The 22,476-nt window shown below is 71.0% G+C and carries 22 protein-coding genes; 12 read left to right on the forward strand and 10 right to left on the reverse strand.

Annotated elements, in window-relative coordinates; genetic code table 11:
* Positions 1–63 precede the first annotated feature (63 nt).
* Positions 64–1,677: a peptide chain release factor 3 gene (locus tag ABLE88_RS13865; RefSeq protein WP_348832279.1), complete on the reverse strand. Its 1,614-nt coding sequence runs from the start codon at positions 1,675–1,677 to the stop codon at positions 64–66.
* Between the two features lie 54 nt (positions 1,678–1,731).
* On the opposite strand from ABLE88_RS13865, the gene ABLE88_RS13870 reads away from it, so the two are divergent.
* A complete protein-coding gene (locus tag ABLE88_RS13870; RefSeq protein WP_348832280.1) occupies positions 1,732–2,160 on the forward strand; it encodes a hypothetical protein in 429 nt (142 codons plus the stop codon).
* Between the two features lie 151 nt (positions 2,161–2,311).
* Here ABLE88_RS13870 and fdxA read toward each other — a convergent pair whose 3' ends face one another.
* From fdxA to ABLE88_RS13890, 4 genes are all read right to left on the reverse strand, one after another.
* A complete protein-coding gene (gene fdxA, locus ABLE88_RS13875) occupies positions 2,312–2,647 on the reverse strand; it encodes a ferredoxin FdxA (RefSeq protein ID WP_348832281.1) in 336 nt (111 codons plus the stop codon).
* 196 nt (positions 2,648–2,843) lie between these two features.
* Positions 2,844–3,119: an RNA-binding S4 domain-containing protein gene (locus ABLE88_RS13880; protein ID WP_348832282.1), complete on the reverse strand. Its 276-nt coding sequence runs from the start codon at positions 3,117–3,119 to the stop codon at positions 2,844–2,846.
* A gap of 3 nt (positions 3,120–3,122) precedes the next feature.
* Complete coding sequence (locus ABLE88_RS13885) at positions 3,123–6,506, reverse strand: helicase-related protein (protein WP_348832283.1); 3,384 nt, start codon at positions 6,504–6,506, stop codon at positions 3,123–3,125.
* A 220-nt stretch (positions 6,507–6,726) separates the two neighbouring features.
* Positions 6,727–7,458, reverse strand: coding sequence for a class I SAM-dependent methyltransferase (locus ABLE88_RS13890; RefSeq protein ID WP_348832284.1), 732 nt, complete (start codon positions 7,456–7,458; stop codon positions 6,727–6,729).
* Positions 7,459–7,727: 269 nt separating this feature from the next.
* Between ABLE88_RS13890 and gloB the strand changes: the two genes are divergently transcribed.
* Together gloB and ABLE88_RS13900 are read left to right on the forward strand one after the other, a co-directional pair.
* Positions 7,728–8,501 (forward strand): hydroxyacylglutathione hydrolase, encoded by a 774-nt coding sequence (gene gloB / locus ABLE88_RS13895; RefSeq protein WP_348832285.1) that lies wholly within the window; start codon positions 7,728–7,730, stop codon positions 8,499–8,501.
* 2 nt (positions 8,502–8,503) lie between these two features.
* Positions 8,504–8,944: a cupin domain-containing protein gene (locus tag ABLE88_RS13900; protein ID WP_348832286.1), complete on the forward strand. Its 441-nt coding sequence runs from the start codon at positions 8,504–8,506 to the stop codon at positions 8,942–8,944.
* Between the two features lie 34 nt (positions 8,945–8,978).
* On the opposite strand, the gene ABLE88_RS13905 is transcribed toward ABLE88_RS13900, so the two are convergent.
* From ABLE88_RS13905 to ABLE88_RS13915, 3 genes are all read right to left on the reverse strand, one after another.
* Entirely contained in the window at positions 8,979–9,545 is a 567-nt protein-coding gene (locus ABLE88_RS13905; protein WP_348832287.1) for a sigma-70 family RNA polymerase sigma factor, read from the reverse strand.
* A 356-nt stretch (positions 9,546–9,901) separates the two neighbouring features.
* Positions 9,902–10,177: a con-10 family general stress protein gene (locus tag ABLE88_RS13910; RefSeq protein ID WP_348832288.1), complete on the reverse strand. Its 276-nt coding sequence runs from the start codon at positions 10,175–10,177 to the stop codon at positions 9,902–9,904.
* Between the two features lie 101 nt (positions 10,178–10,278).
* A complete protein-coding gene (locus ABLE88_RS13915; protein WP_348832289.1) occupies positions 10,279–12,033 on the reverse strand; it encodes a sensor histidine kinase in 1,755 nt (584 codons plus the stop codon).
* Between the two features lie 190 nt (positions 12,034–12,223).
* Here ABLE88_RS13915 and ABLE88_RS13920 point away from each other — a divergent pair, with 190 nt between their 5' ends.
* Both ABLE88_RS13920 and ABLE88_RS13925 read left to right on the forward strand, forming a co-directional pair.
* Positions 12,224–13,003, forward strand: a complete 780-nt coding sequence (locus ABLE88_RS13920) for a response regulator (protein ID WP_348832290.1) — start codon at positions 12,224–12,226, stop codon at positions 13,001–13,003.
* Between the two features lie 280 nt (positions 13,004–13,283).
* Positions 13,284–13,577: a hypothetical protein gene (locus ABLE88_RS13925; RefSeq protein WP_348832291.1), complete on the forward strand. Its 294-nt coding sequence runs from the start codon at positions 13,284–13,286 to the stop codon at positions 13,575–13,577.
* Between the two features lie 184 nt (positions 13,578–13,761).
* Here ABLE88_RS13925 and ABLE88_RS13930 read toward each other — a convergent pair whose 3' ends face one another.
* Both ABLE88_RS13930 and ABLE88_RS13935 read right to left on the reverse strand, forming a co-directional pair.
* Positions 13,762–16,608 (reverse strand): response regulator, encoded by a 2,847-nt coding sequence (locus ABLE88_RS13930; RefSeq protein WP_348832292.1) that lies wholly within the window; start codon positions 16,606–16,608, stop codon positions 13,762–13,764.
* A 187-nt stretch (positions 16,609–16,795) separates the two neighbouring features.
* A complete protein-coding gene (locus ABLE88_RS13935) occupies positions 16,796–17,137 on the reverse strand; it encodes a PRC-barrel domain-containing protein (protein ID WP_348832293.1) in 342 nt (113 codons plus the stop codon).
* Here ABLE88_RS13935 and ABLE88_RS13940 point away from each other — a divergent pair.
* The 7 genes from ABLE88_RS13940 to ABLE88_RS13970 all read left to right on the forward strand — a co-directional run bounded on the left by ABLE88_RS13940 (position 17,136) and on the right by ABLE88_RS13970 (position 22,473).
* Positions 17,136–17,318 (forward strand): hypothetical protein, encoded by a 183-nt coding sequence (locus tag ABLE88_RS13940; protein ID WP_348832294.1) that lies wholly within the window; start codon positions 17,136–17,138, stop codon positions 17,316–17,318. The genes ABLE88_RS13935 and ABLE88_RS13940 overlap by 2 nt on opposite strands.
* Positions 17,319–17,687: 369 nt before the next feature.
* Positions 17,688–18,167, forward strand: coding sequence for a tellurite resistance TerB family protein (locus ABLE88_RS13945; protein WP_348832295.1), 480 nt, complete (start codon positions 17,688–17,690; stop codon positions 18,165–18,167).
* Between the two features lie 10 nt (positions 18,168–18,177).
* Positions 18,178–18,948 (forward strand): glutamine amidotransferase, encoded by a 771-nt coding sequence (locus ABLE88_RS13950; RefSeq protein WP_510182900.1) that lies wholly within the window; start codon positions 18,178–18,180, stop codon positions 18,946–18,948.
* Positions 18,949–19,478: 530 nt separating this feature from the next.
* Positions 19,479–20,399 (forward strand): sugar phosphate isomerase/epimerase family protein, encoded by a 921-nt coding sequence (locus ABLE88_RS13955; protein ID WP_348832296.1) that lies wholly within the window; start codon positions 19,479–19,481, stop codon positions 20,397–20,399.
* 190 nt (positions 20,400–20,589) lie between these two features.
* Complete coding sequence (locus ABLE88_RS13960; protein WP_348832297.1) at positions 20,590–21,300, forward strand: GyrI-like domain-containing protein; 711 nt, start codon at positions 20,590–20,592, stop codon at positions 21,298–21,300.
* A gap of 148 nt (positions 21,301–21,448) precedes the next feature.
* Positions 21,449–22,003 carry an RNA 2',3'-cyclic phosphodiesterase gene (thpR, locus tag ABLE88_RS13965; protein ID WP_348832298.1) on the forward strand — a complete coding sequence of 185 codons (555 nt, stop codon included), beginning with the start codon at positions 21,449–21,451 and terminating at the stop codon, positions 22,001–22,003.
* Positions 22,004–22,104: 101 nt separating this feature from the next.
* Positions 22,105–22,473, forward strand: a complete 369-nt coding sequence (locus ABLE88_RS13970) for a YkvA family protein (RefSeq protein ID WP_348832299.1) — start codon at positions 22,105–22,107, stop codon at positions 22,471–22,473.
* The last annotated feature ends 3 nt before the right edge of the window (positions 22,474–22,476 follow it).

Genomic DNA, 22,476 nt, shown 5'->3' on the forward strand with positions numbered 1-22,476 from the left:
GGTCCTCCGTTGGGGCCGGCTCCGGGGCGGCCCTGGCATTGTCGAAATGGGCGGGGATCGCGGTCAGCCGCGTTCCTTCACGGCGACGAATTTCAGCTTGGGCCATTCCTCGATGGCGCGGTCCAGCACCCACTGGCTGCGGGCGAGATAGACCGGCGCGTCGTCGCGGTCGCGCGCGGTGGAGGAGCGGTTGGCCTCCAGGAAACGATCCACCTCGGCGCGCTCGCCGATGATCCACCGGGCCGTGACGTAGGAGGTGGTCTCGTAGCGGATCGGCACGCCGTATTCCTTCTCCAGCCGCGCCGCCAGCACGTCGAGTTGGAGGGTGCCGACCACGCCGACGATGGGGGAGGGATCGGAGACCGGCTTCAGCACCTGGACCACGCCCTCTTCCGCCATGTCCTGCAGCGCCTTCTGCAGCTGCTTGGCCTTCATGGGATCGGAGAGCAGCACCCGGCGCAGGATTTCGGGGGCGAAGTCCGGCAGGCCCTCGAACTTGATGCTCTCGCCCTCGGAGAGCGTATCGCCCACGCGCAGCATGCCGTGGTTGGGAATGCCGATGATGTCGCCGGCCACCGCCTCGTCCACCGTCTCGCGCTCCTGGGCGAAGAAGAAGATGGGGTTGGCGATGGCCATGTTGCGCTTCTCGCGCGGGTTGAACAGCTTCATGCCGCGCTTGAAGCGCCCCGAGCACAGGCGCACGAAGGCCACGCGGTCCCGGTGGTTGGGGTCCATGTTGGCCTGCACCTTGAAGACGAAGCCGGAGACGAGATCCTCGGCCGGCGCCACGATGCGCGCGCCGGCGGCGGCGCGCGGCAGCGGGCTCGGGCCGACCGAGCCGAGGCCGAACAGCAGTTCCGCCACCCCCGCCTCCTTCAGCGCCGAGCCGAAATAGACCGGCGACAGATGGCCCTCGCGGAAGGCGGCGAGATCGAACGGCGGCAGCACGCCCAGCGCCAGCGTCAGGCTCTCCACCGCCTCGTTGAGGATGCGCTCCTCCACCCCGTCGAGGCCGATGAGATCCTCCGGTGTCTCGAACGGCACCTCGCGCACCAGCGGGCCGCCGCGCTCGGTGGCGAGCAAGGCGCGCTTGTTGGCGATGTCGATGAGGCCGCGGAAATCCACGCCCATGCCGATGGGCCAGGTGAGCGGGGTGAGGTCCAGCGCCAAGGTGGAGGACACCTCGTCCATCAGCGCGATGGGGTCGAGGCTTTCCCGGTCCACCTTGTTGACGAAGGTGAAGATGGGGATGTCGCGCAGGCGGCAGACCTCGAACAGCTTGCGGGTCTGGCTCTCGATGCCCTTGGCGGCGTCGATCACCATCACCGCCGCGTCCACGGCGGACAGCGTGCGGTAGGTGTCTTCCGAGAAATCGGAGTGGCCGGGCGTGTCGAGCAGATTGTAGACGATGCCGTCGCGCTCGAAGGTCATCACCGACGAGGTGACCGAAATGCCGCGCTGCTGCTCGATCTCCATCCAGTCGGAGCGGGTGCGGCGCCGCTCGCCGCGCGCCTTCACGTGGCCGGCCATGCGGATGGCGCCGGAGGCGAGCAGGAGCTTTTCCGTGAGCGTCGTCTTGCCGGCGTCCGGATGGGAGATGATGGCGAAGGTGCGCCGGCGGGCGAAATCGGGCAGTTCGGCGGCAGCCGCCGGCATGGGCTGGGTGGTTTCGAGCATGGCGGCTATATAGAGAAAAAGCGTTCCGCACGGAACGGGAGAAGGGAGAATCGCATGGGCCCGCTCGGCATGACACGTTTCAGGGGCGCAGGTCTCGTCCTCTCGGCCGCGCTCGCAGCGGCGATGCTTCATCCTGGCGCGGCGTTGGCGCTGATGCCGCCTTATGTGTACCAGACCGCGCGGGACGACGCGGCGAGCGTGATCGTGATCGCGGTGGAGGCCGTCAAGGCGCCGAAGCGGGTGTTCGGCAATTGCACCGTGGACGGCACGATCGCCAAGGTGGAGCGCGGAACCACCTACCAGCCGGGTCAGAAGGTGTCCCTCGAAGTGCCGTGCGCGGCGCCCGACGCCTATCCGCCCATCGGCGGCACCATCTACCAGAACCTGCCGGACCTGAAAGCCTCGAAATTCGGCCGGGCCTATCTGGACGCGGTCGGCAAGGTGGTCCTGTCCCAGTACGAGCAGCTCGCCGCCGTGCCGTGAGGCGCGCGCCGACCGGCGCGCATCGCCCACGGGTCGGCGGGTCTTAAGGGTCGTGAGGGGCAGACGCGAACTGGGGGGCGATCAGCGCCCGCGGCCCTTGGCTCGACGGTCCCGCCAAGCGGGGCGCCATCGCGCGCACCGCGCGGCGGGTTCAGTCGCCCTGGCCAGGCTCGGGGGAGAACAGCTCTTCCTTGCCCGGCTTGCCGTCCCACTCCTTGGCGTCCGACGGCGCGTCCCGCTTGAGGGTGATGTTGGGCCAAACCTTCGCGTATTCGGCGTTCAAAGCGAGCCATTTCTCGAGGCCGGGCGTGGAATCGGGGCTGATCGCCTCGGCCGGGCACTCGGATTCGCACACCCCGCAGTCGATGCATTCGTCGGGGTGGATGACGAGCATGTTCTCGCCCTCGTAGAAACAGTCCACCGGGCACACGGACACGCAGTCCATGTACTTGCAGCGGATGCAGTTCTCGGTGACGACATAGGTCATTGCGGGTTCCCTTTCGCGCGTCGGCCTAGCGCACCGGAATGGCGCAGGCAAGGCGATACGGCGACGCGCTCGGAGCACGCGCCGATCGGCCTGCGGTGCCGGCAGATCGGAAAACGCGTTCTCCATACCGGAGTTGGAGAGCGATTCACCGAGCAGATTGAGACCTTTCGCTCGGATCGCGCCCCGGAATTAAACTTCATTCGTCTGTGATTTCTTCGAAAAGCTCGGAAGCAGCAGTAGCATCCTTGCGGCGTTCCGAAAAGCCAACGATTCGCAACAACCGGACGTGATGCTCAAGGGCGACGGTGAGCACCTGCCCGGCCCGTATGCCGTGGCCCGCCGCGTCCACCTTGCGGCCGTCGACCCGCACGTGGCCGCCGCGCACCAGAGCGGCGGCGGCGCTGCGGGTGCGCACCACCCGCGCGTGCCAGAGCCACAGGTCGATGCGCTGGCGCGCGTCCGGCGGGTTCACGCCTCAGGAGCCCTTCTTCTCCGCCTCCATGCGCGCCTTCAGCGCCGCAAGGGCGGCGAAGGGGCTGTCGGGGTCCACCGGCTTGTCGCGCCGCCGGTCCTGGTGAACCGGGCGGTGCTCGGCGCGGTGCGGGCGCGGCGGATCGCCGCCCTCGCGCGGACCACGCGGCGGACGGTCGGGACGCGGCGGACGCGGGCCGCGCTCGGCCTCGGCGCCGGCCTCCGGCGCGCCCTCGCTGCGGCGGAACGGCGGGCGGCCGTCGCGCCGGCGATCGCCCTGGGGCCTGTCGCCTTGAGGTCTGTCGCCCTGGAACCGGTCGGCGGGGCGCTCGCCGTGCGGCCGCTCCCCGTGACGCTCGCCTTGGCGGTGGCCTTGCGGCCGCTCGCGGCGCGGCGCGCCCGGCGGGCGGCCGGGACGCCAGACTTCGATCATCTCGGGCTCGGCGGGCGCGCCCTCCACCATTTCCGGACCGCCGGGCGCGGCCGGGGCATCCACCTCCGCCGCCACCTCGGCGGCGGTGGGATCGCCGGTCGCCTCCAAGGCCTCGATGGCCGCTTCGGCATCGGCGGCGTCATCGCCCGCGGGGGCGTCGACCTCGCCTTCGTCGGCGGCGGGGATTTCGGCGACGGGGCTTTCGGACGCCGCAATCTCGGCGGCCGCGTGGTCGGCAGCGCCGGCCTCGGGCGCCGCGGCCTCGGGGGACACAGCTTCGGCAGCCGGAGCCTCGGACGCCGCGATCCCGTCAGCCTCGCCAGAGGCTTCTTCGGCAGGGGCTTCCTGGGCCGGCGCGCCGGCGCTCTCGGCGGGGGCGTCGAACAGCAGGTCCGCCTCGATGGCGCCTTCCGGCACCGGGGCGAAGGCGGGCGCGGGTGCCGCTTCCACAACCGGAGCCGCGGCGGCTTCCACCGGCTCGGGCGGCGGCGGCGCGCGGCGCTCCATGCGGTAGCCGAGCGACTTCAGGATCGAGGAGAAATCCTCGCCCGAGCAGCCGGCGAGCGAGGTCATGCCCACGGTGACGGTGAAGCCGCGCCCGTCCACCGCGCCCGGCGGCTTGGGGCCGGGCGAATTGGGCCGCCAGGCGAGCGCCGGGCGGATCAGGTCGGCGAGCCGCTCCAGGATGTCCACGCGCACCGCCCGCTCGCCGCACACGCGGAAGCCCACGGCGCGGTAGAGCCCCTTCTGGACCTCGTGGTCCACCGGGATCGAGGTGCGTCCGGACGCCGCGAGGTGCGGCAGCTCGTCGAGCCCCTTCTGGGCGAGGCCGCCGTGCTTGAGCGCGTAGAGCTCGGCCGCGAGCGAACGCGGGGCGGGCTTCAGCAGTCCGGGCAGATAGATGTGGTGGGCGCCGAAGCGCACGCCGTAGCCGCGCAGCGTGGCGCGCGCCGCCTGGTCGAGGCTCTTCATCTCCTCGGCCACCTTGGCGCGCTCCAGCACGCCGAGGCTCTCGACGATCTGGAAGGCGATGCCGCGGGCGATCCCGGCGATGTCCTCGGCGGCGGCGAGCTTGTTCAGCGGGCCCAGCAGCTTGTCGATATGGGCCGCGACCCACAAGGTGAGGCGCGCCTCCACCTGGTCGCGGGCGGGGCCGGTGAGATGCTCGTCGGCGATGATCTTGAAGCGCGGCTTCAGGACCTCCTCGCCGGGAATGAGCTTGGCCACCGCCTCGCCGGTCCAGCGGATGGTGCCGTCGTTGGTGAGGACGAACGCCTCGTCCACCGCCTGCGAGACGCGCAAAGCGCGCGCCTCGATCTCGCCCGCCAGCGCCTTCTGCGCAGCCGCGCGCAGGGCCTTCGCCTCCTCGCCGCCGGCGGCGGGGTCGGGGGCGAACTGGAAGCCGTGGAGGTGGCCGATGACATGTCCTTCGACGGTCACGTCACCGGTCTTGCTGATCTCGGTCTCAAGCATCGTGTTCTCTCGCAGGCGCCGCATGAGCACGCTGGTCCGTCGGTCCACGAAACGCTGCGCCAGCCTCTCGTGCAGTGCGTCGGACAGCTTGTCCTCGACCCCCCTCGTGACGCCTTGCCAGTACTGCGGGTCCTCAAGCCAGTCGGGCCGGTTGGCCACGAAGGTGAGGGTCCTCACCTGCGCGATCCGTCTCGACAACGTGTCGATGTCGCCTTCTTGGCGATCGGTCAAGGCGATTTGACGCGCGAACCAATCATCGGGGATGCGACCACCTGCCCCCACATGGCCAAAAAGGGTGGCCACGAGCTCGGCATGGGCCCCCGGGGAGATCTTGCGATAGTCCGGCACCTGGCACACCTGCCAGAGCCGCTCCACCTCGGCGGGAGAGCCGACGCGGCCTGTGACGGCGCCGTCCGCGCCCATGATCTCCAGCACCTTGACGTCGTCCGCCGTGGGCGCGCGGGTGAGGCCCTCCTCGCGCGGCGGCGCCGCGAGGCTCGCCACCAGAGCCCGGATGGAGGCGAAGTCCAGGGTGCCGTTGCGCCATTGCAACACCTTGACGGCATCGAAGGCGTGGGCCTCCAGCCGCTCCACAAGTTCCTGCTCGAACGGCGCGCAGCGCCCGGTGGAGCCGAACGTGCCGTCGCGCGTCGCCCGGCCGGCGCGCCCGGCGATCTGCGCCATCTCCGAAGGGTTGAGGCGGCGGAACTGCCAGCCGTCAAACTTGCGGTCCGAGGCGAACGCCACATGGTCCACGTCGAGGTTGAGGCCCATGCCGATGGCGTCGGTGGCCACCAGATAGTCCACGTCGCCGGACTGGTAGAGCTCCACCTGGGCGTTGCGGGTGCGCGGCGAGAGCGCGCCCATCACCACCGCCGCCCCGCCGCGCTGGCGGCGGATGAACTCGGCGATGGCGTAGACCTCCTCGGCCGAGAAGGCGACCACCGCCGAGCGGCGCGGCAGGCGCGAGATCTTCTTCTCGCCGGCGAAGGCGAGCGTGGACAGGCGCGGGCGCACCTGCACGTGGACGCCGGGAATGAGCTTTTCCACCACCGGGCGCATGGTGCCCGAGCCGAGCAGCAGGGTCTCGTGGCGGCCGCGCCGGTTGAGGATGCGGTCGGTGAAGACGTGGCCGCGGTCGAGGTCGCTCGCGAGCTGGATCTCGTCGATGGCGACGAAGGACGCGGCCACGTCGCGCGGCATGGCCTCCACCGTCGCCACCCAGTAGCGCGGATTCTTCGGCTTGATCTTCTCCTCGCCGGTGACGAGGGCGACCTCGTCCGGGCCGATGCGCTCGACGATGCGCTGGTACACCTCGCGCGCCAGCAGCCGCAGGGGCAAGCCGATGATGCCGCTCTCGTGGCCGAGCATGCGCTCGATGGCGAGATGGGTCTTGCCGGTATTGGTGGGGCCGAGGACCGCGCTCACCCCCCGCGCCCGGACGGAGCGCGGCAGCACGGCCCATTGCGTCACATCGTCCATCGGCTGTGGGGGATCCGCTCGTTCGAGGAGGGCTGTGTAGCATATTGGGACGGATGCGCGACGGCGAAAGGGCCGGGCGCGAACGGGGCCGGAACAAAGCCGGCGCGAATCGGCGCACCGGCGCGGTTGGCGTCCTGTTCCGCCGGGCGCAGGCCCGGTCGCCGCGGGACGTGGTTCTGCCCGCGTCGCTCGGGTGTTCGCTTGGGAGGCACGCGGCGGCTCAGCCCGCCGGCACCCCGCCGGGCACCAGCACCGGCTCCATCGCCGGCTCGATCACCGCCGCGCGGCGACGCACCTGGGCCGGACGGTGGAGCTGCTTGGTGGCCTCCACCACCAGCACGCCCGAGAACGGCAAAGACAGCCGCGAGCCCACCCGCTCCCACGCCACCGCGGTCTGCAGGAACCAGCGGCTGGGCGGCGCATAGAGCGCCTCGCTCCAGCCCACCGGCGTGAACAGCGCCTCGCGCAGCAGCGACACCACCTGCCCGCGCGAGAACGGCCGCCCGTTGCCGAACGGCGTGGTGTCGAGCCGGGCCCACACGCCGCGCCGGTTGGGCACCACCGCCAGGAGCCGCCCGCCGGGCGCCAGCACGCGCCAGACCTCGCCGAGCAGCTCGGCGGCGTTGGACGTCATCTCGAGCGCATGCACCGCCACCACCCGGTCGAACCGGCCGCTCGGGAACGGCAGCATGGTCTCGTCCGCGAGCGCCGCCAGCGTCGGCGCGGCGGAGGGCCAGCGCACCACGCCCTGGGCCGCGGGCATGACCGCGAGGCAGCGCTCCGCCTCCTCCCGGAACACGCCGAGATAGGGCGTCGCATAGCCGAGGCCGAGCACGGCCATGCCGGTCACATCGGCGAAGCGGCCGCGGATGGCCCGGCCCAGGAGGCGCCGCGTCATGATGCCCACCGGCTGGGCGTAGAAGTTGCGGAGGTCGACGACGTCGAGGAACATGGGAGCCCAATGCCTGAAGCCGGTGGCGCCTTGAAGGCGTCCCCTCTCGGCCTTCTCTTGGGGCAGGCGCGCGCCCAGTGCAACCCGCCCGCGCGCGCCGTCCCGGCCGAGGCCGGCCGCGCGCTGGCGTCTGCGCGGTATCGGGCTATGATTGGGGTCCCGGGCGGCGCTAAGGAAACGGGGGACTTCGCCGCCGCCCTCATTTCTCCGACATGGGATCGCGCCATACTGCGCGCGACGCTCGTCAAAGGCGCGACAGGAGGACCACCTTGCCGGCCGAGATCCGCATCATTCCGTGCCTCGAGGACAATTACGCCGTGCTGCTGCACGATCCGGTCACCGAGGCGACCGCCGTGGTGGACGTCCCCGAGCCGACCCCGGTCATCGCGGCGCTGGAGAAGGAGGGCTGGAACCTCACCCACATCCTCGTCACCCATCACCACCAGGATCACGTGCAGGGCGTGCCGGCGCTGAAGGCGCGCTACGGGGCGACCGTGGTCGGCCCCAAGGCGGAGGCCGATTCCATACCGGGGCTCGACGTGGCCGTGGTGGACGGCGATCCCGTGGCGGTCGGCTCGCTGGTGGGACGGGTGCTGGAGACGCCGGGCCACACCGCGGGCCATGTCTCGTATCTGTTCGAGGCCGAGCGCCTGCTGTTCGCGGGCGACACCCTCTTCACGCTCGGCTGCGGGCGCCCGCTGGAATGCGACCCGCCGGTGCTGTGGGCCTCGCTCCAGCGCCTGAAGGCGCTGCCGGGCGACCTCCAGGTCTATAGCGGCCACGAATACACGCTTGCCAACGCCCGCTTCGCGCTCTCCGTGGACCCGGACAATGCGGCGCTGAAGGACCAGGCGGCGGCGGCGCAGGACAAGCGCGCCAGGGGCGCGCCGACCATCCCCTCCGCCATGGAAGACGAGCTGGCGGCCAATCCCTTCCTGCGCGCGGACGACCCCGCCATGGCCGAAATGCTCGGGGTGGACGGCGCCGACCCGGGCGCGGTCTTCACCGAGCTGCGCGCCCGCAAGAGCGCGTTCCGGGGCTGACCATGGGCGCGGTGGCCGACGACCTCGCGGCCGAGGCGGTGATCGCCCTCCTCGGCCTCGCGCCGCACCCGGAGGGCGGGCATTTCCGCGAGACCTTCCGCGATCCGGGGACGGCGGGCGGGCGCGGCGCCTCCACGGCGATCTATTTCCTGCTGCGTGCCGGCGAGCGCTCGCACTGGCACAAGGTGGACGCGGTGGAGATGTGGCACTGGCACGCCGGCGCGCCGCTGGTGCTGCGCATCGCCGCGGCGGGCACCGCACCGCGCGATCAGGTGCTGGGGCCGGACCTCGCGGCGGGCCATCGCCCGCAGGGCGTGGTGCCGGCCCATGCGTGGCAGGCGGCCGAGAGCCTCGGCGCGTGGACGCTCGTGGGCTGCACGGTGGCACCGGCCTTCGAGTTCGCGGGGTTCGAGCTGGCGCCGGCGGGCTGGGAGCCCGAGTGAGGCCGCGCCCCGCGCCTTGCGGCAAGGGGCGGGATCAGCTGCGGGCGGCCGAGATCGCCACCGCGTCGCCCTCCACCACGTCGGCGGTGGCTTCCGCGCCCATGAGGGCGAGCAGCTTGGTGCGAGCGCGATTGACGCGGCTCTTGATGGTGCCGAGCGCGCAGCCGCACACCTCCGCCGCCTCCTCGTAGGAAAGTCCCGCCGCCCCCACCAGGACCAGCGCCTCGCGCTGGTCGTCGGGCAGGTGGGCGAGCGCCTCTTTCAGCGAGCTGAGCGTCACCGACCATTCCTGGCCCGGACCCATGTTGGAATCCTGCTGGGCCAGCACCGAGAGGCCGTCGCTCTCGCGGCGCCGCTTGCGGATCTCGGTGTAGTAGGTGTTGCGCAGGATGGTGAACAGCCAGGCGCGCAGATTGGTGCCGGGGTCGAACTTGTCGATGTTGGAGAGCGCCTTGAGCAGGGTCTCCTGCACCAGGTCGTCGGCTTCGGTGCGATCGCGCGTCAGCGAGCGCGCGAAGGCCCGTAGCGCCGGAAGGAATTCGAGCACCTCCCGCTGGAGGGCGGCGGCGTCCATTGCTGAGGACTTGTCCGGCAGATCCATGGGCACCTTCTTGCGGGCGCGCGGGGCGCGCGACCTCTGGCCATGAGCCCGCGTTAAGCGGCCTCGTCCTGCTTCCGGACCGGACCGGCCCCCGGGGCAAACGCCCGAGCCTGATCCGCTCCCGCTTGGTCCTCCCCGCGCAGCGTCCGTGGGCGGCGCTCCGCGGCCTCGGGCCCGGCCCCCCGGGACGCCCGCGGGCTGGAGCCTTCCCGGTCTCGCCGCCGCGCTTGGCGCCGAAACCGCGCGGCGGCCTGCGCTCCGCCGTCCGCGGCCCTCTGAAACCGACCAGTGTCGGCGCAAAGCCTCCAGCGCTCCACGATAATCTGGGCTTGGCCCCTAGGATCGCCGCGCCGGTGTCACGACCGCCCGCCCGCCGGCGCGCCGCTCTTCTGGCCACCCTTCTGGCCGGCCTGGGAGGCGAGCGCCCGGTTGCGGGAGAAGCTACGGTCCTCGTCCGCCACGCTCTGGCCGCCCTTGCGGCCGGCCTCGGCGGCGAGTGCTCGGTTCTGGAAGAAGCTGCGCTTCTCGGCGGGAACGCTCTCGCCCCCCTTGCGGGCGATGGCGCGCTGCTTCTCCGCGTCCATGGCGGCGAAGCCGCGGTTGGAGGTGCCCTTCGAACGCGCTTTGTCCATGATTCATCCTCGAGTCTCGGAACGCCCGTCGAGTCGCACTGAGGGACTCACCGGGGGACAACGAGGCAGAACCGCTACGGTTCCCCATTTTGCGCCGCGGATTACGCCTGGCCTTGGCGCGGCGCGCCCGGGGCGGCGCCCGTGCGCAACGGAAAGTCCCCGGTCACGCGGACATTATCGCCCTCCTCGGTGCGGGTGAGCTGCCCGCCGAGCTGGTTCGCGAACCCCTGGTCGAGATCGAACCGGCCGTAGGTGGCACCGGTGCGGGCCGCCGGCCCGGCCGCGATGCAGATGCTGAGGCGCCCGTCCCCCTGCTCGCATCCCACGGTCACGGGCAGGAGCCTGGGGGCGTCGGGGATCGCGAGGCCGTGCACGATCTCCACCACCATGAGCGCGAACGGCACCGCCATGTCGACCGGCAGCAGCAGGTCCGGGGCATTGATGCGCACCGCCAGGTTGCGGTCGGGCACGCCCTCGAGCAGCGCCGCGAGCTCGCGCAGCAGCTCGCGCAGCTTCACCGCGGACCCCTCGCTCGCCTCATGCAGGATGCGGTGGACCACGGCGAGGGTGTTGACGCGCGTGCGCAGCTCCTCGAAGCGGCGGCGGTCCTCGCCGTGGCCGATGCCCAGCCCGTAGAGGCTAAGTAGGCTCACCACCACCTGCAGCGAGTTCTTGATGCGATGATGGATCTCGCGCACCAAGGCGGTCTTCTCGGCGAGGTTCTCGCGCAGCTTGGCGTCGCGCAGGCGCACCGCGAGCGCCATGTTCTCGACCGCGGCCCCGAGCACCCGGAACTCGCTGGGCGCGGTCTCGAGCCGGGTCGGGCGGAAACCGTAATGGCCCTGCGCGTAGACCGAGGCGACACGGCGCAGATAATGCAGCCATCGCAGCACCATGCGGTCGACGGCGAACCACAGGCCGACAAGGCTCAGCACCGCCACGAGGCCCGGCAGGGCAAAGCTCGCCGCGACGGCGAGGGGGGTCCAGCCGAACAGGTCCTGGGTCGGCAGCGCATAGGCGGCGACCAGACCCTGCCGGTCGAGGGGCGCGACGGTATAGGTCCAGCTGCGGCCCGAGGGGTCGACCACCTCGCGCAGCTCGCTGCCCGACCCGGCGATGCGCCGCGGGTCGAACAGATCGGCGCTCAGAGCGCGGGCATTGGAGACCAGTTCCCGGCCCGAGGCATCGAAGATCGCGGCGACGCCACCCGGCTCCAGCGTCGCTTGCCGCAGCATGGTGTCGAGCCGGGCGGCGTCGAGCCCGAGCGCCATCGCCCCGTCGAAACGGCCGTCGGGGGTGCGCAGCGGCTCCAGGACGGCGATGATCTGGGTCCGGGTGGCCGGGCTCACCATGCGATCGCTCAAGGTGAGGCGCATCGGGCCCGTGCTCAAGCTGCGCCACCAGGCCTCGCCGGCCACCGAGCGCGGTCCGGCGATGGCGCTGCAGACCACGGTCCCCTCGCGGTCGATCACCCCCATGTTGGACACGAAGGGCAGGCTCAGCGTGGCGCCGTACAATGTCGCCTGGCAGGCGGGACCCGCGCTGCGCACGCCCTCCACCGTCTGGAGGGTCTGGAGCACGCTCTCGGCGGAGGCGATGATGTTGGCCTGGCTGGAGGCGGCGGAGACCGCGAGCTGCAGCAGGCGCTGGCGCGCCTCGTCCTGGGCGCCGCTGAGGTGCATCAGCCCCTGCACCATGCTGAGGGTAGCCACCGGCGCGATGGCGAGCAGCGCCACCAGCAGCAGGCGCCGGCGCACGCTGTCCAGCAGATCGCGCGGCTGCCCGGCGGCAAGCGCGAAAATGGCGGCACGCTTCTGGGGATCGACGCGCGCCGCTTCCTCTGGCACCAGCTCCATCCCCTGCTCCGACCTGCCCTTGCGCCCGGCAGCCGCCGGCGGCCCTGCCGTGGGCCGATGCGGCGCGCGCCGGTTCCCCCTATAATGCCAGCGTTCGCCAGCAAGTTCCCTCTAAAGTCGGGAACTTTCGCTTCCTGATGGCGTTTCACGCGGTCGGACCTCAGCCCCGCCGCAAGCGAGGAAATTGCGCATGCCCCATCAGTCGATCGTCAAGCAGCTGCCGTTCCTGCGCCGCTACGCGCGCGCCCTTTCCGGGAGCCAGAAGGCGGGCGATCTTCTGGTGCAGGAGACGCTCCAGGCCATCCTCGACGGCAAGATCGGCATCGATCCCGGCGTTTCGCCGCGGGTCGCCCTCTACCGGGCGTTCCACGGCGTGTGGACGCGCCGCGCCGGCGCCGGCGGCGATGCCGCCTCGCGCGCCGACGAGCGCCTCCAGGCGCTCGGCGTGGGCGCGCGCGTGGCGCTGCTGCTGACCGCGATGGAGGGCTTCTCCTATGCGGAGGTGGCCTCGATCCTCGCCACCTCCGTCGACGACGTGGAGGCCCAGGTGGTCGCCGCGCAGCGGGAGATCGACCGCCAGATCGCGACGCGCGTGCTCATCATCGAAGACGAATGGGTGATCGCGCTCGACCTCAAGACCCTGGTCTCGGAGATGGGGCACGAGGTGATCGGCGTCGCCCCCACCCACAAGAAGGCGGTGGAGCTCGCCCGGGGCGGGGATTTCGGCCTGGTCTTGGCGGACATCCAGCTCGCCGACGGCTCCTCGGGCATCGACGCCGTCACCGACATCCTCACCCACTTCAACGTGCCGGTGATCTTCATCACCGCCTTCCCGGACCGCCTTTTGACCGGCGAGCGGCCGGAGCCCACCTACCTCATCACCAAGCCGTTCCTGAGCGAGACCGTGAAGGCGACGGTGGCGCAGGCGCTGTTCTTCCACGAGGCCCGCAGCGAACCCACGGCGGCGTGAGGCCCGGCGGCATTCCCTTCGGGAACGGCACGCCGGCAGGGATCACGAAGGCGCTCTCGCGCGTTGATCAGGCGGACGCGGCAGGCAAAGTGCCGCGCGGGGCGCTTCCGCACCCCGGGCCGCCGCGTCCTAATTCGCGAAATGAGAGGCGATTCACCGCGCGAATTGAGTCATTTTGCTCGGACCGCGCTCTAGGTTTCTGCGGAATGTGCCGCGCCGGCGCGCCCCGAAAGGGGTGGCCGTTCCCTGAGGTTGCAAACAAGAATTCGGAGATGCGCCGATGGCCGACAAGCCCATGACCCTCAATGCCGACCCCTCCATCGAGGACATCCGCAAGGATCTCGATGCGCTGAAGCAGGACTTCGCGCGCCTCGCCGAAACCATCGGCAAGACCGCGAAGCGCAGTGCCAAGGACGCGGCCGGCGGCGCCGAGGCGGCGGCGGGCGAGGTGTCCGACTGGGCGGAGGACCAGTACCTCCAGCTGCGCTGCACCATCCGCGACCAGCCCCTGACCGCGTGCGCCGTCGCCGCCTGCCTCGGGCTGGTGCTGGGGCAGGTCCTGCTGCGGCGCTGATTCGCCGCGGCCTTCGCTTCGGCCATCCTGTCGCCGGTCCCCTCGGGAGCGGCGGCAGGATCCGCGCAGCGCGGAAGCCGTGCCGCGGGAACCCGGCGCCGCGGCGCGCGTTGAGCCTTCGCGAGCGGCTGCTCCGGAGGCACCCCTCCCCCCATAAGCCCTCCGGTGAGGCCGCTCGCGCCCCTCAGTCGGAAATGTTGAAGCCGAGCCCGCGCAAGGCGGCGCGCAGGGTTGCCCCGTCATAGGGCTTGCCGACCAGCGCCACGCCCTCCACCCCGCCGAACTCGGCCTGCAGATCGTCGGTGCCGTAGCCGGTGGCGATCATGATGGCCAGGTCCGGGACCAGCGCGCGCAGCGCCCGCACCACCTCGTCGCCGCGCATGTCGGGCAGGCCGAGGTCCACCACCGCCAGCCGGAAGGCCCCGCGCTCGGGCATGTCGAGGGCGGCGCGGGCGTGGCTGAGCGCCGCGGCACCGTGCGAGGCGACCGTCACCTCGAAGCCGTGGTCCTCGAGGATCTGCTGCGCCACCATGGCGACGTAGGGCTCGTCCTCGACCAGGAGCGCCGCGCCCTTCCGATCGGTGGTCTGCTCCAGGATGCTCGTCACCTTCCGTACCAGCTCCGTCTGCGTGTAGGGCTTGGTGAGCAGGTTGACCCCCCGCTCCAGGCGCCCCTGGCGCAGCACCGCATTTCTCGCATAACCGGTGGTGAAGAGCACTCGAATTTGCGGCGCCAGGGTCCGCGCGCGCTCGGCCAGGGCCGGGCCGTCGATGCCCGCGCCAAGCCGAATGTCGGTGAACAAGACCTCGGGCCGCTGCGCCGGGTCACGCGCCCCCAGCAGCTCGAGCGCCGCCGTGGCGGTCTCCGCCTCCGTCACGTCGTGGCCCGCCTCCCGCAGGACCGCGACAGCGAGGCTGCGGGCCTGGGGATCGTCCTCCACCACCAGGACACGGGCCGTGCGGATGCCGGCGACGGCCGGGCGCTCGGCGTGCTCGGTCTCGTCCACCGGCCGCTCGAGGCGGGGCAGATAGAGCTTGACCGTGGTGCCCTCCCCGACCTCGCTGTAGATCTTCACGTGGCCGCCGGACTGCTTGACGAAGCCATACACCTGGCTGAGGCCGAGCCCGGTGCCGTCGCGCGGGCCCTTGGTGGAGAAGAACGGCTCGAACACCCGGGCCATCACCGCCTCGCTCATGCCGGTTCCGGTGTCGCTGACGCAGATCGCCACATATTGTCCCGCCGCCGCGTCGTGGGCCTCGGCGTAGGCGTCATCGAGATAGGCGTTGGCGGTCTCGATGGTCAGCTTGCCGCCGTCCGGCATCGCGTCGCGCGCGTTCACCGCGAGGTTGAGTATGCCATTCTCCAGCTGGTTGCGGTCGATCTCGGTCGGCCACAGCCCGCCCGACAGCACCGTCTCCAAGGTCACGCGCTCGCCGAGCGCGCTGCGCAGCATCTGCGACATGCCCACCACCAGGCGGTTCACGTCGGTCGGCTTGGGATCGAGCGGCTGGCGGCGCGAGAAGGCGAGCAGGCGCTGGGTGAGGGTGGCGGCGCGCATGGCGCCCTGGCGGCAATTGTCCAGGAAGGTGCGCGCCTGCGCATTGTCGGCGCCGATGCGCCGCTCGGCGGCCTCCAGGTTGCCGACGATGACCGTGAGCAGGTTGTTGAAATCGTGGGCGATGCCGCCGGTGAGCTGGCCGACCGCCTCCATCTTCTGCGCCTGGCGCAGCTGGGCCTCGGCGGCGAGCCGCTCCTTCATCTCCAGCCGCAGCCGCTCATTGGCGTCGGCGAGTTCGGCGGTGCGCCGCGTCACCAGGCGCTCCAGCTCTTCGTGGGACCGCGCGAGCGCCTCGCGCGCGGCGACGATCTCGCCGATGTCGGTGCAACTGCCGTACCAGCGGTCGATGCGCCCGTCCTCGTCGCGCACCGGCACCGCGCGGCACAGGAACCAATGGTAGGAGCCGTCCGCCGCGCGGAAGCGGCATTCGCGGTTGAACGGCTCGCCGCTGGCGATCGAGGCCGCCCAGGCGCGCTGCAGTTCCGCATCCTCGTCGGGATGCAGGAAGGTATACCACTCGGCGACGCCCCCGCACCGCTCGGCGACGCCGGTATATTCCTGCCAGCGATGGTTGTAGTAGTCGCCCCGGCCGGCCGGGTCGGCGGTCCACACCATCTTGGGCAGGGCCTCGGCCAGCAGGCGATAGCGCCGTTCGCTCTCGGCGAGCCGCCGCTCGGTCTTCTTGATCTCCGTAATCTCGACCACCGTGGTGCCGACGAAGCGGGTGTCGCCGGCCGCGTCCTTCACGGGGTAGAAGCTGACGAGCCAATGGCGCCGCACGCCGGGCATGGCCGGCGTCACGCCGTCAAGCTCCACCTCCTGGATTACCTCGCCGGTGCGGAACACCCGCTCGATCAGGGGGGCGCTGCGGTCGTCGAAGTCGGGCATCAGTTCCGCCACCGTGCGGCCCAGATGCTCCTCGCGCGGGATGCCGGCCATGCGCGCGAGGGCGTCGTTGATCTGGACGAAGCGCCCGGCGCGATCGAAGAAGGCGAAGCCGAGCGGGGCGTTGGAGAGCAGCGATTCCAGCGTCGCCAGCGTGCTCTCCTGCGCGCGCGCCGCGTCGCCGAGCGAAACCCGCGCCGCCTCCAGCCGGCCGATGCTCGCCCGCAGCAGCGCGGCGATGAGGCAGCACACCAGCCCGTTGAGGGCGAAGGAAGCGAGCGAGATCGCCGCGCCGGCGGCATCGGGTCCGGCCCAAACCTCGCGCGGCACGAAGGTCGCGTTGGCGGCGAGGGCGAGGACGAGGCCGAACAGGCCGACCCGCAGTCCGCCCACAAGGGCGACCAGGAGCACGGCCGGAATCTGCAGGACGAAGGGCGTGTAGTCGCGCAAGGCGAAGGCGGAAACCGACCTGAGCGCGAACGCCGCGCCGATCACCGCGATGGCGAAGGCGAGCCGCCAGGCAAGGCTGCGGGGCTGCGCCAGGAACCGCATGAACGGCGCGACCGGCCCCCAATCTGGCGCATCCATTCCCGTTCCCATTTCCGTGACCGGGGCACCATGGACTTGAACGGGAGCGATTTTCAAGGCCGGCCCACGCAACGGCGCAGGCGCCGGCTCGCGTGCGGCGGGGGGCATCTGATCGGAAAAGGTCAAGGCTGGAAGGGCCGGAGCGCGGGGCGGGAGGGACGGGCATGACGCCCGTCCCGGTCTCGCGTCAGCGGGTGGTGGCGGGCTGCGCCGGCGTACGCGCGGCCGCGTCCGACTTCGAAGCCTCATACTCCTTGAAGGTCGGAGCCGCCTTCAGCTCGTCCTTGGTCCGGCGAACGACCGCATGGGCGTCGTTGTCCGAGTTGCGCACCATCTCCACCTGCTGGAACGGCACCGCGACGTCCTTCTCGCCGATGCCGAGGAAGCCGCCGACGCCGATGACGGCGCCGATCACCCGGCCATCGCGGGCGACCACCACGTCATTGATCTCGCCGAGCGATTCGTTCGCCGAGCCGCGCACGCTCATGCCGATAAGGTCGCTCGCGAGCCACTGGTCGGAGCTCTGCATGTCGATGAACCTCATGGTGGGTGCGGTGGTGGCCGGCGCGGTGGCCGAGGGCGTGGGGGTGGTCGTCGGGCTGGCGGGGCCGGCGCCCGGCGCCGTCTGCTGGGCGATCGCCGCCGAAGCAAGAAGAGATGCCGCGGTCGCCGCCAGAATTGTCATCTTCCTCATGTCATCCTCCACTTGATTTCGCATCAGGGGGCTTATGGGAGTTCACCGGAGCAAAAGTGTCCCACTTCCGCCAAGCTGAAAGGTCCCATCTTGAAACCATCCAGCGCGGCAGATCTGGCACCTGGTGTCGAAATTGTGTCCTGTCGTCCGCTCTCATCTGTTCAAACGTGGACAAGGCGAACAGGTTCCAGGAAAAGTCCGCCGCGCGGCGGCGCTCCGGAGACAGGGCACGGGCTTGCGCGCCGTTGCCGACCGTGGCAACACCCACCGTCCAGGACCGCCGCGACGGCCGAAGCCGGGGTTCCGGCCTTGCAGCCGCGGCAGCGCCAACCCAGATAAATCGGTACCCCCTGAACCCGGTTCCAGAGCAGGACCCACCCGCCCCATGTTCCGCGCACTCTCAGACTTCATCACCGAGATCACGGGCGGACAGCGCGAGGTCGAGGCCTTCGAGGACGGCGACTACCGCCTTGCGGCGGCGGCGCTGCTGGTCCACGTGATGTCCATCGACGGCGCGGTCACCGCGGACGAGCAGGCGCTGCTCAAGGACATCCTCGCCAGCCGCTTCGACCTCTCCGCCGAGGAGACCGCGGCGCTGCTCGACTTGGCCATTGCCAAGGACGCCGAAGCGGTCGATCTTTATGCCTTCACCAGCGTGCTCAACCGCGCGCTCGACGACGAGGGCCGCCGCCGCGTGGTGGAGATGATGTTCGAGGTGGCCTATGCCGACGGCGGCCTCAGCGAGTTCGAGGACAATCTCGTCTGGCGCGCCGCGGAGCTGCTGAACGTTGGCTCGCGCGAGCGCACCCGCATCCGGCGCGAGGTCCGCGACGAGACGGAAGGGGACGGTGAGCAACAGGACTAGGCTTCCGCACGTGCCATCCGAGCAGAACCCGCCCTCCGGCGCGGACCCTTGCGCCTGCGGCGGGGCAGCCGGCACGATCCTCGTCATCGTCCATCAGGCCCATTCGACGCCGGGCCGCATCGGCCAGCGCCTCGCGCTGCGCGGCCACGGCCTCGACGTGCGGCGCCCCGCCCTCGGGGACCCGCTGCCCGCCGACCTCTCCGGCTATGCGGGCGTGGTGATCTTCGGCGGGCCCATGAGCGCCAACGACACCCACGGCTTCATCCGGGAGGAGACCGACTTCTCCGCCCGCGTGCTGGCGGAGGCGCGCCCGCTGCTCGGCATCTGCCTCGGCGCGCAGATCATGGCGCGCGCCCTCGGCGCCCGCGTCTCCCCGCACCAGGAAGGCAGGTGCGAGATCGGCTACTACCCGCTTTCCCCCACCGCCGCGGGCAAGGCGCTGCTGGACTGGCCGAGCCACGTCTACCACTGGCATTCCGAAGGCTTCGATTTGCCCCAGGGCGCGGCGCTGCTCGCCACCGGGCAGACCTTTCCCAACCAGGCCTTCCGTTATGGCAAAAACGCCTACGGGCTCCAGTTCCATCCCGAGGTGACGCGGGAGATGATGTCGGTGTGGATCGTGCGCGGCGCCCACCGTCTGGCTCTGCCCGGCGCCCAGGCCGGCGAAGCGCACCTCCAGGGATGGGAGCGCTATGACGGCGCGGTGGACCGCTGGCTCGACCGCTTCATCGAGACCTGGCTTGGCGCGGCACGCCCGCCGAACGGTGCCGCCGCGCAGTGAGCCCGACCGTTCGCATTTTGCAAAACGCAAGTGCGAATTGCGAGACGTCTTGGGACATTCCCTGCATATAGTATGATTTTCTCTGAGAACCCTCCACATCTTGTGGCAGAGGCTTGGCCGCGCTCTTGCTCTTTTCCAGGGAGCCGGCTGTCAGGTACAGGCGTCGCCGGCCCCGATCGGGGCGCCCGCTTCTGGCGGACGCCCCTCTTCGTTGGGCTTGGGCATGGCCGCATGGGCGGCCGCCGTCCCGCCCCGCCGCCAAACTCGCTGCAGCGCAAAAAAGTTGCGTGCCAGGGCGCTCCGAAGGCGTTAAGGTGCGCCGTCGCGCCAGACGGTATCACCATAGTTCCGTTGGGGAAGTTCTCACCGGCGTTTTCTTCGTAGCTTTTTCCGCGCTTTCTTTCCGTCGCGGCGCGCCCCATGACGGTCCCAACGACCGTTCGCCCTGTCATCACCAGATCGGGGCCGGCGTGCTTTCTCGTCCCGGTGTCCGGGCACGGCCGGTCCGCCCCACGAGGGAGGCTGAAGCGATGGACGCTCGCGCGCCTTTGCCGTCGATCCGCGGGATCGGCTATTCCATCCGTGCCACATCGCCCGAGTTCGAGGACCTCGACGCCAAGCTCGACGAGGCCGAGCGCCTCGGCGTGGATTTCGTCGAGCTGCCACTGTTCGCCTGGACCCTGGTGGTGGGCGGGACCGTGCGCGAGGACCGTCTGGCCCGCCTCGTGGCGGCGACGCGCGCGCGGCCCTTCGCCTTCACCGCCCACGGCCCGCTCGCCATCAACCTGATGGACGCCAAGGAGCGCCTGCCGCGCCATCTGGCCGTGCTCGACGCGGCCATCGGCATCGCCGGCGCCATCGGGGCGGCGCACCTCGTGATCCATGCCGGCTGCGTGCGCGGCGACGACGATGTGGAGATGGCCTATGTGCGCCAGCGCGACGCGCTGGCCGCCGCGGGCGACAAAGCCGGCTCGGCCGGCGTCACGCTGTGCGTCGAGAACGTGTTCCGCTTCGAGCCCATGCGCGAGACCGCGCTGCCCGGGCGCCTCGCCGCCGAGCTCGACGCCATCGCCCACCCCAACGTGCGCGCCACGCTGGATTTCAGCCACGCTCTGCTGCGCTGTAACGACGCCCGCGTCGACTTCATGAAGGAGATCGCCGCGCTCGCGCCGTTCGCCCAGCATCTGCACGTCCATGACAGCTTCGGCCGGCCGCTCACCAGCTGGGCCATCGACGAGGCCGAGCGCGCCGCCTTGGGCGAGGGCGACCTGCATCTGCCGCTCGGCTGGGGCGGCATCGACTGGGATCGCATCGCCAACACCTGCCGCTTCCCGCCCGGCACCGTGGTCAATCTGGAGCTCAACCGGCGCTATTGGGCCGAGCTGCCGGACCAGATCGACGTGCTGCGGGACTTCGCCGGCAAGCTCGCCGCCGCCCCGCTGGCGGTATAGGCCCGCGCCGGGCCGCAGGCCGGTGGGCCGACGCCGCCCCTGCAACCGCCGTCGGGAAAACCGCCCCGGCGGCGGCCATCTTGGCGATTCAGCCGCGCGCGCAGATGATGTAAGAGCACGGGGTCGGACGACCACCGGACCGATCGCCCGCGCGATCGCGTCGTGCCGCCGTATGGCCATGGAGGATGACATGTGGCTCGGTGCCCCGCGGCGCAGCCTGGCGCGCCGGCGCGCCGCTCTGGCGGTGGCGGTCGTCTGCGCCCTCGCGGGTCCCGGCGCCGCGCCGGCATGGGCGCAGGCCGTGCTTGGTCCGGCGGCACCGCCGCCCGCCACCCCCCGGGCGCCCTCGGGGCAGGCGCCCTCGGACGAGGGCCTGAAGGCGCCGCCGCTGGTGACGCCCAAGGGCGTCGAGACCGTTCCGGTCAACCCGAGCGGGGGCGTTTTCGCGGCCGAGGAGATCGAGCTCGCATCGGTGCCGGTGCTGATCGTGACCGGCTCCGGGAGCTGGGACGATGCCTACGACATCCTTGTCGGCGCCGCCAAAGCGGGCGCGGCGGAGCTGTCCCGACTGGGCCTGACCCGGGCGGGCGAGGTGATGGTGGTCTACACCGCGAGCGACGACCGCGGCTTCGAGTTCGAGGTGCAGTTCCCGTTCTCCGGGGCCACCACCCAGAAGCCGTCCGGCGCCATCAAGCTCGGCGCTTCCCAGGCTGGCAAGGTGCTGCGGTTCCGCCATGTGGGCACCTTCTCGGACATGGACAACACCTACGAACTGATCTTCAACTATCTGGACGCCAAGAACCTGACCGCCGGCGACTTCTACATCGAGCGCTACCGCACCGATCTCGCCACCGCCGCGCCCGAGGCGCTGGAGATCGACGTCCTGGTGCCGGTGGAGTGACGCTGCGGACGCGGCGCCGGGACGCTTCCCTCGGCGCCGCGAATCCTCTTCACTAGGCCGATCTTATCAGGCCGGTGCCCAGGGACCGGCGCCGCCGGACGCCGCTGCGGCCCGCGGCACGCTCGAGGAAGGGTTCGCGGAGGCGATTATGCCGCGGCTGTTTACCGCCATCGAAATCCCGCGCGAGATCGGGACGTCGCTTTCGGGCCTGCGCGGCGGCATTTCCGGCGCCCGCTGGATCGATCCGGAAAACTACCACGTCACCCTGCGCTTCGTCGGCGACGTGGACGACGCGGTCGGCCGCGACATCATGCTGATGCTCGGCCAGGTGCGCCGGCCGGCGTTCGACCTGACCCTGGACGGGGTCGACCAGTTCGGCGGCCACAAGCCGCGGGCGGTGTTCGCCTCGGTGCGGACCAGCCCGGCCTTGATCGAGCTGCAGGCCGAGCACGAGCGGCTCATGCAGCGCCTGGGCCTCGGCGCGGAAGGCCGCAATTTCAAGCCCCACGTGACGCTGGCGCGCCTGCGCGACGCCTCCACCCGGCAGGTGGCGGACTATCTCGCCTCGCGCGGCCCGTATCGCAGCGCCACCTTCCACGTGCCGCGCTTCGTGCTGTATTCCTCGCGAGACAGCGTCGGCGGGGGTCCTTATGTGGTGGAAGCCGTCTACCCGCTGATCTTGCCGGCCCCAGCCCTGCCCTGAGGCGGCGCCTTCATTCCCTTGCACCGCCCGGCATCGGCCCCCATCTGTTCTTCCGAGGCCGGACAAGGGTTCGCCGGCCGGGAAAGGACAGGGGAACGCGGATGGATTGGAGCTCACTTCCGGGCGCAGACGGCGCCCGCGCGGCGCGCGACGAGCGCCGGGTGCGCTCGGATTTCTGGGGCAAGCTCAGGCGCAACGCCAGCTATATCCCCTTCGCCGAGGAAGCCATCGCCGCTTATTACGCCGCCTTCGACAAGGCGACGCCCTTGCGGGTGCGCGCGCTGCTGCTCGGCGCCCTCGCTTATTTCGTGCTGCCGTTCGATCTGGCGCCGGATCTCCTGCCGCTGGTCGGCTTCGGCGACGACGCGGCGGTGCTGATGGGTGCGCTTCGCCTGCTGTCGGACCATATCGGCCCGCAGCACCACGCCGCCGCCCGCGCCGCCCTCTCGGAGCTGCGCGAAGCGCAGTAGCGC

This window comes from Xanthobacter luteus (assembly GCF_040049235.1).
In the GTDB taxonomy this organism is placed as follows: Bacteria; Pseudomonadota; Alphaproteobacteria; order Rhizobiales; family Xanthobacteraceae; genus Xanthobacter.